General features: G+C 62.7%; 16 protein-coding genes. 3 read left to right on the top strand and 13 right to left on the bottom strand.

Annotated elements, in window-relative coordinates; all coding sequences use genetic code 11:
* The first annotated feature begins 210 nt into the window (after positions 1 to 210).
* A complete protein-coding gene (locus U3648_RS15475) occupies positions 211 to 642 on the top strand; it encodes a thermonuclease family protein (protein WP_420860137.1) in 432 nt (143 codons plus the stop codon).
* Here U3648_RS15475 and lpxB read toward each other — a convergent pair.
* The 13 genes from lpxB to pyrH form a co-directional block, all read right to left on the bottom strand.
* Complete coding sequence (lpxB, locus tag U3648_RS15470) at positions 639 to 1784, bottom strand: lipid-A-disaccharide synthase (protein ID WP_420860136.1); 1146 nt, start codon at positions 1782 to 1784, stop codon at positions 639 to 641. The two genes, U3648_RS15475 and lpxB, sit on opposite strands and share 4 nt — an antisense overlap.
* A complete protein-coding gene (locus U3648_RS15465; RefSeq protein WP_420860135.1) occupies positions 1781 to 2575 on the bottom strand; it encodes an LpxI family protein in 795 nt (264 codons plus the stop codon). Before U3648_RS15465 ends, lpxB begins: the two co-directional genes overlap by 4 nt.
* A complete protein-coding gene (lpxA, locus tag U3648_RS15460; RefSeq protein WP_420860134.1) occupies positions 2575 to 3354 on the bottom strand; it encodes an acyl-ACP--UDP-N-acetylglucosamine O-acyltransferase in 780 nt (259 codons plus the stop codon). The genes U3648_RS15465 and lpxA overlap by 1 nt, the downstream gene beginning before the upstream one ends.
* The gene (gene fabZ / locus U3648_RS15455) at positions 3351 to 3821 is read right to left on the bottom strand and encodes a 3-hydroxyacyl-ACP dehydratase FabZ (RefSeq protein ID WP_420860133.1); all 471 of its coding nucleotides are present in this window, start codon (positions 3819 to 3821) and stop codon (positions 3351 to 3353) included. Before fabZ ends, lpxA begins: the two co-directional genes overlap by 4 nt.
* Positions 3822 to 3908: 87 nt before the next feature.
* Positions 3909 to 4502, bottom strand: coding sequence for an OmpH/Skp family outer membrane protein (locus tag U3648_RS15450; protein WP_420860132.1), 594 nt, complete (start codon positions 4500 to 4502; stop codon positions 3909 to 3911).
* Positions 4502 to 6805, bottom strand: coding sequence for an outer membrane protein assembly factor BamA (bamA, locus tag U3648_RS15445; RefSeq protein WP_420860159.1), 2304 nt, complete (start codon positions 6803 to 6805; stop codon positions 4502 to 4504). The genes U3648_RS15450 and bamA overlap by 1 nt, the downstream gene beginning before the upstream one ends.
* 130 nt (positions 6806 to 6935) lie before the next feature.
* Positions 6936 to 7061, bottom strand: coding sequence for a hypothetical protein (locus U3648_RS15440; protein ID WP_420860131.1), 126 nt, complete (start codon positions 7059 to 7061; stop codon positions 6936 to 6938).
* A 105-nt stretch (positions 7062 to 7166) separates the two neighbouring features.
* Complete coding sequence (rseP, locus tag U3648_RS15435) at positions 7167 to 8477, bottom strand: RIP metalloprotease RseP (RefSeq protein ID WP_420860130.1); 1311 nt, start codon at positions 8475 to 8477, stop codon at positions 7167 to 7169.
* 12 nt (positions 8478 to 8489) lie between these two features.
* Complete coding sequence (gene dxr, locus U3648_RS15430; protein ID WP_420860129.1) at positions 8490 to 9656, bottom strand: 1-deoxy-D-xylulose-5-phosphate reductoisomerase; 1167 nt, start codon at positions 9654 to 9656, stop codon at positions 8490 to 8492.
* A gap of 1 nt (position 9657) precedes the next feature.
* Positions 9658 to 10443, bottom strand: coding sequence for a phosphatidate cytidylyltransferase (locus tag U3648_RS15425; RefSeq protein ID WP_420860128.1), 786 nt, complete (start codon positions 10441 to 10443; stop codon positions 9658 to 9660).
* Positions 10433 to 11167 carry a polyprenyl diphosphate synthase gene (gene uppS, locus U3648_RS15420; RefSeq protein WP_420860127.1) on the bottom strand — a complete coding sequence of 245 codons (735 nt, stop codon included), beginning with the start codon at positions 11165 to 11167 and terminating at the stop codon, positions 10433 to 10435. Before uppS ends, U3648_RS15425 begins: the two co-directional genes overlap by 11 nt.
* A 33-nt stretch (positions 11168 to 11200) precedes the next feature.
* Positions 11201 to 11764: a ribosome recycling factor gene (gene frr, locus U3648_RS15415; protein WP_129681163.1), complete on the bottom strand. Its 564-nt coding sequence runs from the start codon at positions 11762 to 11764 to the stop codon at positions 11201 to 11203.
* 109 nt (positions 11765 to 11873) lie between these two features.
* Complete coding sequence (gene pyrH, locus U3648_RS15410) at positions 11874 to 12611, bottom strand: UMP kinase (protein ID WP_420860126.1); 738 nt, start codon at positions 12609 to 12611, stop codon at positions 11874 to 11876.
* Positions 12612 to 12752: 141 nt separating this feature from the next.
* Here pyrH and miaA point away from each other — a divergent pair, with 141 nt between their 5' ends.
* On the top strand, positions 12753 to 13637 hold the full coding sequence (gene miaA, locus U3648_RS15405) for a tRNA (adenosine(37)-N6)-dimethylallyltransferase MiaA (RefSeq protein WP_420860125.1): 885 nt from the start codon (positions 12753 to 12755) through the stop codon (positions 13635 to 13637).
* 99 nt (positions 13638 to 13736) lie between these two features.
* Entirely contained in the window at positions 13737 to 14573 is an 837-nt protein-coding gene (locus U3648_RS15400) for a helix-turn-helix domain-containing protein (RefSeq protein ID WP_420860124.1), read from the top strand.
* The last annotated feature ends 113 nt before the right edge of the window (positions 14574 to 14686 follow it).

The raw sequence follows: 14686 nt of genomic DNA, 5'->3' as shown, positions 1-14686 counted from the left end.
CGCGTTCTGCGTGTAGGCTGACAGGTATTGTTAAGGATCAATTGGATGGAAGCTGTCGTTCTCATTTTTCTGGGCGGAGTTCTTGTTCTGTTCTTCGCCCCGAGGCGCCGATCAAGGACGTCCAGACCGCCGGTGGACCTAAGGCCAGAGGTGCGGCGCAGGCCGCCACCGCCTGTTCGCCGGCAATTTGACGGCGAAACGTCAGTTCCCGTGGCCGAGCCGAAGGTTCTGCGGGGCCGGGCCTGGGTGGTGGATGGCGATACCATCGTCATTCAGACGACCCAGATCCGGTTGTTCGGGATCGACGCCCCGGAGATGAACCATCCCTATGGCAAGAAAGCGAAATGGGCGCTTCACGCGCTATGCAAGGGGCAGATCGTCGAGGCGCGGTTGACGGATGTCGATGATTTCGGTCGGACCGTTGCCCGGTGTCAGCTGGAGGACGGGCGCGATCTATCCGCTGAAATGGTCAAGGCCGGGATGGCGATTGATTGGCCGAAGTTTTCCGGTGGGGAATATGGATGTCTGGAACAGCCCGACGCGCGAAAGAAGCTTTGGTTGGCTGACGCGCGTCAGAAGGGGCGCATGTTTGTCTGGGAGAAATTCGAAGCCCGTCAGGCGGAGCGGCGCAAGGATTGCTAGGGCCGGGTCGGCAGCCGGTCCAGCACAGCCCGGGCGGCCCGCAGTCCCGGGGCCTCTCCGCCCTGACCAAGCCGTTCCATCGTGACCCTCATCGCGTCGATCTGCGCCGATGGGTCGGCAAGCACGTTGGACAGCGCCTCTGCGATCGGGGCGGGCTGGCAGTTGGCGCCAATGAATTCGGGTACCGTGCGGGTGTCGGAGACAAGGTTCACCAGCGTCACCGTATCCACCCGCAGCATCCGCCCGATGATCTGCCGTGACAGCCAGGACATGTCGTAGGCGATGACCATCGGAGTCGATGCGGCCGCGAGTTCGAGTGAGACGGTGCCGGAAGCTGCAAGCGCTACATCGGCGGCGCGGAAGGCGGCCAGTTTGGCGGGCTTGTCGGCGGCGGGGAGGATGAGCGGCTCCACGGGCCAAGCGGTGACCTGCTGGCGCACAAGGTCTTCGACCGGGCCAGCGCAGGGCAGGACGATCCGCGCGTCGGGATGGCGCGCCACCACCTGCCCCAGCGCCGCGCCAAAGGTTTCAGACAGACGCGCGACTTCGCCCCGGCGCGATCCGGGCAGGGCAAGGATCAGGGGGGCCGAGCCAATGCCGTGGGTGGCGCGGAACGCCTCTGCCTCGGCCTCGGTCGCGACGGGTTCGGCGACAACCGGGTGGCCGACGAAATCGCAGTCCATCCCGGCGGCGGTCATATAGGGCGGCTCGAACGGGAACAGCGCCAGAACATGGTCGATGACCTGCGCCATCTTCTGCGCCCGCCCCGGACGCCAGGCCCAGACCGTGGGGGCGACGTAATGAACCGTGCGAATACTGCTGGCGGCCTTGACCAGACGCGCGACCCGCAGGCAGAAATCGGGGCTGTCGATGGTGATCAGCACATCGGGTTGCGCCGCGATCACCGCCTCGGCCGTCTGGCGGATGCGCCGTTTCAGGTGGCGGTATTTCGGCAGGATCTCGGCGATGCCCATGAGGCTAAGCTCGTCCATCGGGAACAGGCTGCCCATCCCTTCGGCCTGCATCAGCGGGCCGCCAACCCCTTCGAATGTCACATCCGCTACCTGCGACTTCAGCCCGGCCATGAGCGCGCCGCCTAGCTTGTCGCCCGACACCTCGCCCGCGATCAGGAACACCTTCATGGCTTCACCCACAGGAACATGTCGCGGGCCTCTAGCGTGGTGATGACCGTTTCAAGGTCTAGGACCATGACGCCTCCGGCCCCGATCACGATTCCGGACAGTCCCGCCTGCGCCGCGGCCCGTGCCGTATATGGACCGATCAAGGGCATATCGGCGCGCATGTCCTGACCAGGCTTGGGTGCCTTGTAGAGGATGCCGCCCCGCGCCGTGTCACCGAGACCGGCCAAAAGCGCGTCTGTCCCGGCGTCGTCTTCCCGCGCGACGACCCGGCCATCACGAACGATCACGGCCTGCCCAAGGTCGGCGCGCCCCATTTCCTGCAGGGCAGCGTGGGCGGCGGCGACATCGGCGTCGATCTCATCCGGACGGCGGCCACAATACATGCCAGATGGGGGCAGAAGGTCGGGCAGCAGCTCTGCCGCGCCAACCACCGCGAAACCCATGTCTTCGAACAGGGCAATGATCGCCCGCAAGGCCCCATCGTCCCCCTGCCCCATGGCAGCGGCCAGCCGGGGGATCAGCGGTGCGGTGGCGGCGTCAATCAGCGTAGGGTCGATTGCAGGGCGACGCACAGCGCCTGCCAGACAGATCCGGGTCACGCCGGACGTTTTCAACGTCTCAAGGAGGGTGCCCAGCGTCTCCAGCCGGAACCGCCGACGCGGCAGGTTCGGCTCCACCTCGGAGGGGAATTGTTCCAATTCGCACAGCACAGGCGGATGCCCCTGCCCCGACAATTCGCGGACTAGAACCGGGGGCAAGCCGCCCTGCCCTGCGATCAGCGCAAGTGTCATCACGGGGTCAGGAAATTGCGGTCGGTCTCGCCAAGGATGAAGTCGACCATTTCGCGGACGTAAGCGCTGTCGCTTTCGTCAGACAGACGGCGGGCGCGGTCCATGAACGATCCTTCGCCGTCCTTGAGCATCTGAAAGGCGGCGCGCAGCGCGGTAATATCGGCGCGGTCGACGCCCTTGCGCTTGAGCCCCACAAGGTTCAACCCGTCCAACTGCCCACGCGGCCCTTGGACCAGCCCGTGCGGCAGCACGTCATTGGTCACCATGGTCACGGCGCCGATGATCGCGCCGCGGCCGATGCGGACCCATTGGTGGACCCCGCACAGACCGCCGATGATCACGTCATCCTCGATCACGCAATGCCCGGCCACGGCCGAGGAATTGACGATGATGACCCGGTTACCGACCCGCGCGTCATGGGCCACGTGACAGCCCGCCATCAGCAAGCAGTCATCGCCCACGCGGGTTTCACCGCCGCCCCCGGCCGTGCCAGTGTTGATCGTGACATGTTCACGAATGCGGTTGCGGGCGCCGATCCGCAGGCGGGTCTTTTCCCCGGTGAACTTCAGATCCTGCGGGATCTCTCCGATCACCGAGAACGGGAAGATGATCGTCCCCTCGCCAATCTGTGTGTCGCCGGTGACAACCACATGGGATTTCAGGGTGACATTCGGGGCCAGAACCACCTCTGGCCCGACCACGCAGAACGGGCCGATGTCGCAGCCCTCTCCGATAATCGCGCCGTCTTCGATCACCGCGCTGGGATGAATTCGGCTCACGCAGGCGCCCCTTGCATATCCATCATCGCGGTGAATTCGGCCTCTGCCGCCATTTCACCGTCGACCGTGGCCACGCCCTTGAATTTCCAGACCTTGCCGCCCGGTTTGCCGCGGGTGGTTTCCACCTTCATGATCAGCTGATCGCCGGGCACCACCTTGCGGCGGAATTTGCAGCCGTCGATCGCCATGAAATAGACCAGCAGGTCGCCGTTGATCAGCCCCATCGTGGTGCCGACCATCACGGCGGCAGTCTGTGCCATCGCTTCGATGATGGTCACGCCGGGCATGATCGGGTTGCCGGGAAAATGCCCCTGAAAATGGGGTTCGTTCATGGTGACGTTCTTGATGCCCGTCGCCGATTGGGTGCCGTCGATATCAACGACCCGGTCCACCAGAAGAAACGGATAGCGATGCGGCAGGATCGCCTGAATCAGCTGGATATCGGCGGTGGTGGGGGCTTCGGTCATGCGGCGGGTTCCTTTCAGGTGTGGGCGGTTCGCCCGTCTTTCCACCTGAGTAGCAACAAGCCCTGCACCCGGCAAGCACGGCGGCACCTATTGCGGCGCAGCCACCTGTGGAACTGAATAGACATCCGCACCATCGCCGATTTCTGCGTCGATCGCCCGAACGGCGTCGTCCGTGATATCGACGGACTGTGCAAACAGGCGGACCGACCGTCGATCCAGCAACAGAACAGCACCCCGGTCCTGCATGAAGGTCGCCAGGATCGGGTCGGCTGTCGAAATAAAGACCGTCAACAATTCTTCACGCGCGGACTGAAGGGCGGTTTCCTTCGCATCTTGGGTCGCGCGGATCACCTGAACCCGCGCGTCAAATTCCTCTGCCGCTTCGCGAAAATCGGCAGGAGCCATGTCCGGCCGCCGCGCTGCAAGCTCTTGTTCTTCGGCCTGCAATTCCTGCGTGATGCGGGTGTTTTCCGCCTCAAGCGCGCGGGCGGCCTGCGAAAATTCCGCCACGACCCGCTGCCCGAACATGGATTGGGAAAACGCCCTGTCGTAGTCGATCACCAGAACAACAGGGGCGACGACGACAGGGTCTTGTGGCGTGACATTGCCCGCATCCTGCGATCGGACGGGTCCGGCGGCCAGAGCCGCCAGAAGTCCAACAAGCGCAAGGCGGACTCGCATCAGAACGTGGTCGACACGGTCAGTTCGAACGACCGCGGGTCATCCTGCGGCTGGGCGTCCAGCGCCTCGGTCCAGTTGAACCGCAAGGGGCCGATGGGCGTGGTCCAGAACAGCGACACACCAACCACGGACCGTGGCGTGAAATCGTTGTAAAGAACGTCCGACGTATCGGCGAGACCAGTATCCCAAAGCGAGCCGTAATCGAAGAACACCCCACCGGACATGCCGTATTCCTCGGGCAGGCCAAGCGGGAATTCCGCCTCGAGCCGGGCGACCGCATAGGCGTTGCCGCCAAGCGCGTCGTCGGTCAGCGCATCGCGCGGTCCGAACCCACCGGGGTTGAACCCGCGCATCTGGCGGCTGGACAGGAAGAACCGGTCGATGATCCGGCTGTTGCCGTTGGTATAGGACAAAAGCCCCCCTTCCAACGTTGCGCGCAGGGTCACCTCTTCGTTCAGAACGTCCGCTTCGGCTGCGGCAACTGCCGTGGTCTTGACGAATTCAACATCGCCAAACCCATATTCCTGACCGAACCGCAGGTAAACGCCGGCCGTGGGGTTCAGCCCGTTGCGGCGGCTGTCCCATGTATAGGTGTAGCCGACCGAATTGGTCCACAGCCCGCCAACCAGACCATCGGCCACGATCGGGGCGCTTGCGGTGGTGACATCGCTGATGTCGGCATAGTCAGCCGAATAGAAGACCCCCAGCCGCGACCGTTCGCCAATCGGGAAGGTCAGCGAGGGCGAGAAGGTGAACTTCTCGGTGTCATACAGAGCGTTTTCATTGTCCGTGGACGCATATTCCACGTCAAACCCGAACCGTAGATCGCGGCCCAGCAGGTTCGGCTCGGCAAAGTTGAACACGAACAACCGGTTGGTTTCGGCAGTCGACAGGTTGAAGTTGAGCGACTGCCCACGACCCAGCCAATTGCGCTGCGACAGGCTCGCGACCAGTGACAAGCCGTTGTCGGAGTTGAAGTTGGCACCGAAGGACAGCGACCCGGTCGGCTGTTCAACCACGTTCACATCCACAATGACCTGATCGGGGCTGGAGCCTTCGCGGGCCTGCACATCGGCATTGCCGAAGAAACCAAGCGCGCGAATGCGTTCGGCGCTTTCGCGGATCGAACGAGGGTTGAAGGGGTCGCCTTCGACAACGCGAAACTGGTTGCGGACAACCCGGTCAAGCGTGGTGTTGTTGCCTTCGATGTCGATCCGTTCGACGAAGATGCGCGGCCCACGGATCAGCACATATTCCACGTCAAGCGTCAGATCGCGGTCGTTGCGGGTAATCCGGGGTTCGACCTGCATGAACTGCACGTTGTTCTGAAGGGCCAAACGTTCAAGACGCGCAATATCGTTTTCAATCGCCACTGGCGAATAGATGTCGCCCGACCGGGTCCGCAACGCGGCCTCGAACACGTCGGCGTCCACTTCGTCCATTTCACTGGACAGGGTGACTTCGCCGAACCGATAGCGCTGCCCTTCCTGAACGTTGAAGGTAATCAAATAGGCGTCGCGCTGACGGGTCAGGGACACATCGACGGATTGCACTGTGAAATCGACATAGCCGCGCGACCGGTAGAAATCGGTCAGCACCTGTTTGTCGAATTCGATCCGGTCGGCGACAAAGGTATCGCGCTGAATGACCGCCCGAAGGATACCGGCCTGTTTGGTTTCGAGAACGCGGCGCAGGCGGCGGTCCGAATATTCCCGGTTCCCGACAAAGCTGATCCGCTCAATCTCGGTCACACCGCCTTCGAACACTTCGAAGACAAGATCGACGCGGTTATCGGACCGGCGGATGATGCGCGGGGTGACTGTCGCATTGATCCGGCCTTGATCGGCATAGGCTTGGGAAATGGCGGCCACGTCAGCCTCTGCCTGGGACGGGCTGTAGACGCGGCGCGGCTGGGACCGTACCAGCGGACGCAGCTCATCGTCGCTCAGCCGGCGGTTTCCTTCAAAGTTGATGCGATTGATCGTCGGGTATTCGACAACCGTGATCAGAAGCGTGTTTCCACGCGGCGTGGCGTCAACACTTTCGAACAGGCCGGTGGCGCGAATCCGCTGAATGCCGTCGTTCAGATCGGCCGTTGAAACGGCCTCTCCCCTCGTGACGCCGAGGTAGCTGAGAATCGTTGCGGTTTCGATCCGCTGGTTGCCGTCGATCTGGACCGAGGAGAAGACAAAGCTTTGCGCCACCGCGCGGGAAGCTGGCAGGGCCGCCAAGGCAATGAAAACAAATACGAAAAAGGCGCGGGCAAAACCCACGGTTCGCGCAAAGGCGTTATTGTTGTTCATATGCATAAATCCAGCCACTTCAGACATCCCAGATACAAGATGAAGTAGCTGTTTGGGGGGGGCTTGTCAAAACGAAGAACGCGCCCGAAGGCGCGCATATCTTATCCACAGGCGGGTGGAGTTATCCCCGTCAGAAGGACCCGAGCAGGGACCCGAGCCAAAGCGCCGCAATGATGGCGGCGCCGTACATCAGCCGGTCCAGGTTTAGGCTGAACAGGAAAGACAGGCTGCGGTATCCGGCGTTGATCGTCTGCATGGCATTGCCCCGTAGGTTCGAATGTCGTTGTTCGAACTATCCCCGCGAAATGTGGCGCAAAGGTGGCAAGGGTTGGACGGTTTGTAGGTTTCGCGCGGTGATCGCCTAGCAGAGGAACAGTTCGTTGGTCAGCGCGAAGACCATCAGCGACAGGATCAGGGTCAGCCCGATCGTGTACATCACCCGCAGCACCTTGTCCGACGGGGGCTTGCGGGCCACGGCCTCGTAGGCGTGGAACACAAGATGGCCGCCGTCCAGAACCGGGATCGGGAACAGGTTTAGCATGCCCACTGCGGTGGAAATGACACCAATGAAGCCGATGAATTCCTCGAGTCCCGCGGATGCCATGGCACCGGACGCCTGCGCGATCCCGACCGGGCTGGACAGGTTGCAGGTCGAGATATCGCCGACGATCATGTACCACATTGCTGACAGGGACAGCTTGATTAGGTACCAAACCTGCCAGACGCCGTTTTCAATCGCCGTCCACAGGCCCGGAAACTCGGTTTCCGCGTCCAGCACGATGCCGCCGTTGATCCCCATGATATAGCGGGTTTCAAAAGTGCCGTCAGAGCGGGTCACATCCGACATCTCGGGCGTGATCGCGATTTGCAGCGTCTCCCCTGCCCGCCAGATATCAAGGATCAGATCGCCCCCGCCCGACGCGTTCACGATTTGGATCATCTGATCGAAGGCAAAGACCGGCTGCCCGTTGATCGCGGTGACCACATCGCCCTCTTTCACGCCCGCGGGTGCGGCGGGTTTGTCGAAACTGACGCTTTGGACGGCGGTGGTCTCCGGGTAAGGGCCAAGGACGACCATCTCGGTCCCGTTCCGGCGGATGGTATAGTCCAGCGCGGGTTCCAGCGGCAGCGCGTCCAGCACGTCGGACAGATCCTCGCCCCGGCTGATCTCCATCCCCTCGATCGCAAGGATCTGGTCGCCTTCCTGAATTTCCACAACATAGGGCGCAGGAAGGTCAGGGACGCTGCGAACGGTCATCGGATAGGACACGATGCCGTAGATCATCCCAAAAATGGCAAAGACCACAGCGGAAAAGATGAAATTGGCCAGAGGCCCGGCAAAAACTGTTGCCGACCGGGCCCAAAGCGGTGCGCCCAGCATGGTGTTGCGCCCGCCCTTGGTGCCGCCCGCGCTGGCGGCATTGGCATCCCCCAAAAACTTCACATAGCCACCCAATGGCAGCGCTGCGATCTGCCAACGGGTGCCGTGCTTGTCCATCCGGCTCCAGATCACCGGGCCAAAACCCAGCGAGAACACCTCGGCATGGATGCCGGACCAGCGCCCGACGATATAATGGCCGTATTCATGGATCGCGACGATCACTGACAGTGCGACGACGAAGGCGGCAAGGGTCCAGCCGATGTTGCCAAAAATGGGGATGAAATCTGCCATGGGCCTCTTGGTCTAATTCTTTTGGGCAAGCGCGGCGGCGATCCGCCGGGCCTGCGTGTCGATCTCTGCCACCCTATCTAGGCACATCGGGGCATTTTGCAGCCCCAGATCGGGAGAGATTTGGGCGAGCGTGTCTTCCACGACCCCGGACATGTCCATGAACCCGATTTTTTCGGCGATGAACGCATCCAGAGCGGCCTCTTTCGCGGCGTTGAAGGCCGCCCCCGCATAGCCGCCCGTTTCCATCACCTCGCGGGCAAGGCGCAGCGCGGGATAGCGGGCCTCATCTGGCGCGCGAAAGGTCAGTTGCCCGATCTTGGCAAGGTCCAGACGCTCGACCGGCAGGGGGTGCCGGTTTGGGTGGTTCAGGGCGAACCCGATGGCGTGGCGCATATCAGGGGGGCCGACATGGGCCATCAGCGCCCCATCCTGAAACCCAACCAGCGCATGAACAAGGCTTTCGGGATGCACCAGCACCTCGATCTGATCCGGCGTGAGGCCGAAAAATTCATGCGCTTCAATGACTTCCAGCGCCTTGTTGAACATCGACGCGCTGTCGATGGTGATCCGCTGCCCCATTGCCCAGTTTGGATGGGCCGAGGCCTGCGCGACGGTGGCGCGGGCCATGTCCTCCAATGACCAGTCACGGAATGCGCCGCCGGACGCGGTGATGATCACCCGTTCCACGGCGGCGAGGTCTTCTCCGATCAAGGCCTGGAACACGGCGGAATGTTCGCTGTCGACTGGCAGGATGCGGGCGCCATGCGCGGCGGCCTCGGCCGTAAGGATCGGACCGGCGCAGACCAGCGATTCCTTATTGGCCAGCGCCAGCGTCGCCCCTTGTCGGACCGCTTCGATCCCCGGGCGCAGGCCCGCGGCCCCGACAATAGCGGACATGACCCAATCGGCGGGGCGCTGCGCGGCCTCGATCAACGCGGGCTCGCCCGCTGCCGCCTCAACCCCGCTTCCGGCAAGCCTGTCGCGCAACGCGGGCAATAGCGCCGGGTCGGCGGTAACGGCCACATCCGCGCGGAACCGGATTGCATCGCGGGCCAGTTGGTCGATGTTCTGCCCGCCGGTCAGCGCAACCACGTCATACCGGTCCGGGTCACGGGCAATCAGGTCGAGCGTGTTCTGCCCGATGCTGCCGGTTGCCCCAAAGACCGAAATCCGCCGCACGTCAGGCCCCGGAAAACAGCATGTTGAACAGAAGCAGGAACAGCCATGCCCCGGCCAGCGCATCGAAGCGGTCCAGAAGGCCGCCGTGGCCGGGGATCAGGTTTGAACTGTCCTTGATGCCGGTCGCCCGCTTGATCGCGCTTTCGGCGATATCGCCCATCTGCCCGGCAAAGGCGGTCAGGATCGACATCAGGATCAGGATCGCCGGGGCGCCATCGAATACGACCAGGGCCCAGCCGATCAACCCGGCCCCGACCCAGCCCGCGATAGTCCCCGACCAAGTCTTCTTGGGGCTGACGCGCGGCCAGAATTTCGGCCCGCCCATCGTCCGGCCCGCGAAATAGCCCATAACGTCAGACGCGACGATCACCAGCACGACCCAAATGATCGCGAACAACCCGCCATCGGCCCCGCGCAGCATTACCAGATACCAGACCGCCATTTGTAGGCCATAGGCATAGAGCGGCACCCAAAGGCGCAGTTTCCGGCCCTCCGAGGCCAGAAGCGCTGGAACGGCTAAGAACAACAGGAAAGATGGCAGGCCGCCGGGCCAAAACGCGAGCGCCATGAACACGGCCCCAAGCGCACCCGCGGCCACATGCTTGGCGCTGTTGTCGGGGATCACCATCCGGGCCAGTTCCCAGATCATCAGCCCGGTCACAACCACCCCAAGCGCGGCAAGTGCAAGCCCCCCGGCCCAGATCGCCCCGGCGCCGATCACGACCATCACCAGCGCGGACAGAACCCGCGCCCGAAGGTCGGTCCAGTTGCCGCCCTCAGTTGACATCGGCCTCTCGCACCGCGCCGAACCGGCGATCCCGGCCCGAGAAATTGCCGACCACGCGGGCAAATTCGGCGCGGGTAAAATCCGGCCAGAGCGTATCGACGAATTCGTATTCCGCATAGGCCGATTGCCAGAGTAGGAAGTTGGAAATCCGTGCTTCGCCGCTGGTGCGGATCACAAGGTCGGGGTCGGGCAGCACATGGGTATCAAGGAATTTCGCCAGCGTTTCGGCGTCCACGTCCTTGTAGGACAGGCGGCCCTGTTCGACCTCATAGGCCAGCCGCTTGGCCGCGCGGGTCACCTCGTCCCGGCCGCCATAGTTGATGGCGACGGTCAGGTGGCATTTGTCGTTCTTCTCGGTCAGCAGTTCCAGGTGGTCCATCAGGTCCACCAGATCGTCGGCCAGTTTCACCCGGTCGCCGATAAACCGGACCCGGACACCCGCCTCGAACAGGTCGCGGGCCTCGCGCTGGATGTAGCGTTTGAACAGCTTCATCAGACCGGCAACTTCGGTCTGGGTGCGTTTCCAGTTCTCGGTCGAAAAGGCGAAGATCGTCAAATACTTGACGCCCAGTTCGGGACAGGATTCCACGATCTCGCGGACCCGTTTGGCCCCGGCGTGGTGCCCGAAAAGACGCGGCCGCCCGCGCATCTGCGCCCAGCGGCCGTTGCCGTCCATGATGATGGCGACGTGACGCGGGCCGTTTTTCTGGCTGTCTTTCGCCATCACCACTTCCTTTTTACGCGACGGGGTAACCCGTCAGACCTGCATGATCTCGGCTTGCTTGGTTTCCAGCATCGCGTCGATCTTCTTGACGTAGGTGTCGGTCAGGTCCTGAACTTCGGATTCCCAGAACTTCTGATCGTCCTCGGACAGACCATCGGCCTTGGCCTTCTTGACCTGATCCATCCCGTCGCGACGCAGGTTGCGGATTGCCACACGGGCGTGTTCGGCATAGTTGCCGGCGACCTTGGTCAGCTCGCGGCGGCGTTCCTCGTTCAACTCCGGGATCGGCAGCATGATGATGGTGCCGTTCAGCTGCGGATTGATCCCCAGCCCGCTTTCCCGGATCGCCTTTTCCACCTTGCCGACAAGCCCCTTGTCCCAGACGTTGATCGTGACCATGCGCGGTTCGGGCACGTTCACGGTGCCGACCTGATTGATCGGGGTCATCTGGCCGTAGGCATCCACCTGAACCGGCTCCAGCATAGAGGCCGAGGCACGGCCGGTCCGCAAGGATGCGAATTCAGTGCGCAACGCGGCAAGCGCTCCGTCCATGCGGCGGGTCAGGTCATCGGTATCGAGTTCGAAATCATCGGACATCTGCTCTGCTCACTCTTCTTGGGGCAGTTGATTGCGAAAGGGTTTAGTCCACGAGGGGGCAAATGTATAGACCATCCGCCCCCGGGATCGTGCAGCGCTTGTGCAGGCGCTATCCGTGGACCTTGGTGTAGGTGCCTTCACCGGCCAGAATGCCCTTGAACCCGCCGGGTTCATCCAAACTGAAAACGATGATCGGCAGGTCGTTGTCGCGGGCCAAGGCGATGGCAGAGGCATCCATGACGCCAAGTCGTTTCTGCAACACGTCATCATAGCTGACCGTGTCATAGCGTGTGGCATCGGCGTGTTTCACTGGGTCCTTGTTATAGACCCCGTCCACCTTGGTGCCTTTGAAGATCGCCTCGCAGTTCATTTCGTTGGCCCGCAGGGTCGCGGCGGTGTCGGTGGTGAAATAGGGGTTGCCGGTACCGGCGGCAAAGATGCAGACCCGTTTCTTTTCAAGGTGGCGGACGGCGCGACGGCGGATATAGGGCTCGGCCACCTCGTCCATGCGGATGGCGCTGATGACGCGGGTGAAGACCCCCAGCCCTTCCAGCGCAGATTGCATGGCCAGCGCGTTCATCACCGTGGCCAGCATCCCCATGTAGTCGGCGGTTGTCCGCTCCATCCCCTGGGCGCTGCCCTGAAGACCGCGGAAAATGTTGCCGCCGCCGATGACCATGCAAATCTCGACGCCCATGTCGTGGACCGATTTCACTTCGCGGGCGATCCGCTCGACCGTTGGCGGATGCAGGCCGAATGCCGTGTCCCCCATCAGCGCCTCCCCGGAAATCTTCAGCATGACGCGGTTGAAGGTGGTTTTTCCGGTGTCGTCGCTTGTGTCGGTCATGGCGGGGCCTTCCAAAACTTGGGGGGTGCTTTCTTCCGGGCGCAAGATGTATGAAAAGGGGCGCGGGTTCAATAAGCTGCGGGCCGCGCGTGGCGGTTTTTCCCGCCCCAACGGGGGGCAACGCGGACAACAGGGGATCAGATGAGCGACACAGGCCTTGATCTGTCCGCCATTCCGGCGGACCTGCCAGTGGTGATTGCCGGGCCGACTGCCTCGGGCAAGTCGGCGCTGGCGCTGGCGATCGCGGCGGGGTCGGGCGGGATCGTGGTGAATGCCGACGCGCTGCAAATCTTCGACGGTTGGCGCATCCTGACCGCCCGGCCCAGCCGGGACGAAGAGGCGGTCGCGCCGCACGCGCTTTATGGTCATTTGCCCTATGACGCGGACTATTCCGTGGGCCACTGGCTGCGCGACGTAACCCCCTTTTTGTCCGGGCCGGAGCGGCCAATCATCGTCGGGGGAACCGGGCTCTATCTAACAGCGCTGACCGAAGGGTTGGCCGAGATCCCCGCAACCCCGCCAGATATCCGGGCAGAGGCCGACACGATTCCCCTGCCCCGGCTTGTGGCCGACCTTGACCCCCGCAGCCGCGACCGGATCGACCTGAACAACCGCGCCCGCGTTCAACGGGCGTGGGAGGTGCTGCGCGCCACCGGGCGCGGGATCGCGGACTGGCAGGCCGACACACCGCCACCGCTTCTGCCCGCCGATCAGGCCCATTGCGTGGTCTTGATGCCGGAAAAAGAATGGCTGAACGACCGGATTGCCCGGCGGTTCGACATGATGCTGTCCCAAGGCGCGCTGGAAGAGGCACAAGCGATGCTGCCCAATTGGAACCCGGCACATCTGTCGTCCAAGGCCATCGGCGCGCCCGAGCTGATCGCGCATCTGAAAGGCGAGATCACGCTTGAAGACGCGCGCGAGCGCGCCATCATCGCCAGCCGCCAATATGCCAAGCGTCAAAGAACTTGGTTTCGGGCCCGAATGGCCGGATGGGAAAAGATACAGAAGTTATCCACAGGGTAATCCCCGGAAATTGACTGTTTCCGCCCGGTTCTGCCGTTGTTTTACAGGCGCGCCCGGTCCAAACTTGCACATATCGAACACGTGTCGAGGGGATGGGACATGGACTTTCAGGATCCGGCTTTGGCCAATCGCCTGTCGCTGACCGCGGTCGGCTACAATTCGTCCACCGGCAAATGGCGGACCGAGGCGATGCGCAGCCACAGCTCTCCCCGGCTTTTGTACATCGGGAAAGGTCAGGGGCGGATCACCATCGCCGGTCTGACGCGCGGCTATGGGCCGAACAACCTGATCTTCATCCCCGCTCGCACCATGTATGGATTCGAGGTCGGGCCGACGGTTTTTGGCCAGATGCTGACCATTCCCGCCGCCATGGCTGCCGAATGGCCGGACGAACCGGTGCATCTGCGGTTGCGCGATGTGCTTGGACAAAAGGAACTGGCCCAGTTGTTCGACAATCTGGAACGGGAACTCGTCTCGGCCCGCTCGGGACACAGCCGCGCGGCCCATTACCATCTTGGCCTGTTGTCGGTGCTGTTCGAACGGCAGATGGACCTTCAGGCCGAACAGGAGCCGGCCGGCAAGGACCGCACGACCAGCGCCGCCGCGAAACTGGTCGCGGCCTATTCCGATCTGGTGGACCGGGATTTCAGATCGTCCAAGGGGGTCGCGGAATATGCTGCCGCGCTTGGGGTGACGCCCACCCATCTGACCCGCTGCTGCAAGCAGACCTGCGGCAAATCCGCCCTTGCCATTCTGAATGACCGAACCCTGTTCGAAGCACGGATGCTGCTGCGGCAAACCCGGCAGCCGGTGCAGGCGATCGCGGCCAATCTTGGCTTTACCTCTCCCGCCTATTTCAGCCGCGCGTTTCACAGCGCCACCGGGCAGACGCCATCGGCCTTCCGCCGTTTGGGACCGATTGCAAATCCCCGATAGGCAGGTCCGACGTGGGCTGCTTCCGCATGCAATTGCATACATCGGGCATGTCGCAAACATAACGGTCCAACGTCGCTTTTGTGATCAGAAAACCTGATGAAGGTCATTGACGT

This window comes from Marivivens marinus (assembly GCF_035969385.1).
GTDB lineage: Bacteria > Pseudomonadota > Alphaproteobacteria > Rhodobacterales > Rhodobacteraceae > SELP01.
This window is presented reverse-complemented; position numbering and strand designations above follow the sequence as displayed.

Bases quoted from the DNA above. Each gene is read 5' to 3' on its own strand.
- lpxB (WP_420860136.1), bottom strand. From the start codon at position 1,784: ATGAAGGTGTTCCTGATCGCGGGCGAGGTGTCGGGCGACAAGCTAGGC.
- pyrH (WP_420860126.1), bottom strand. From the start codon at position 12,611: ATGACCGACACAAGCGACGACACCGGAAAAACCACCTTCAACCGCGTC.
- uppS (WP_420860127.1), bottom strand. From the start codon at position 11,167: ATGGCGAAAGACAGCCAGAAAAACGGCCCGCGTCACGTCGCCATCATC.
- U3648_RS15440 (WP_420860131.1), bottom strand. From the start codon at position 7,061: ATGCAGACGATCAACGCCGGATACCGCAGCCTGTCTTTCCTGTTCAGC.
- U3648_RS15425 (WP_420860128.1), bottom strand. From the start codon at position 10,443: ATGTCAACTGAGGGCGGCAACTGGACCGACCTTCGGGCGCGGGTTCTG.
- frr (WP_129681163.1), bottom strand. From the start codon at position 11,764: ATGTCCGATGATTTCGAACTCGATACCGATGACCTGACCCGCCGCATG.
- U3648_RS15400 (WP_420860124.1), top strand. From the start codon at position 13,737: ATGGACTTTCAGGATCCGGCTTTGGCCAATCGCCTGTCGCTGACCGCG.
- U3648_RS15450 (WP_420860132.1), bottom strand. From the start codon at position 4,502: ATGCGAGTCCGCCTTGCGCTTGTTGGACTTCTGGCGGCTCTGGCCGCC.
- fabZ (WP_420860133.1), bottom strand. From the start codon at position 3,821: ATGACCGAAGCCCCCACCACCGCCGATATCCAGCTGATTCAGGCGATC.
- miaA (WP_420860125.1), top strand. From the start codon at position 12,753: ATGAGCGACACAGGCCTTGATCTGTCCGCCATTCCGGCGGACCTGCCA.
- U3648_RS15465 (WP_420860135.1), bottom strand. From the start codon at position 2,575: ATGACACTTGCGCTGATCGCAGGGCAGGGCGGCTTGCCCCCGGTTCTA.
- rseP (WP_420860130.1), bottom strand. From the start codon at position 8,477: ATGGCAGATTTCATCCCCATTTTTGGCAACATCGGCTGGACCCTTGCC.
- bamA (WP_420860159.1), bottom strand. From the start codon at position 6,805: ATGAACAACAATAACGCCTTTGCGCGAACCGTGGGTTTTGCCCGCGCC.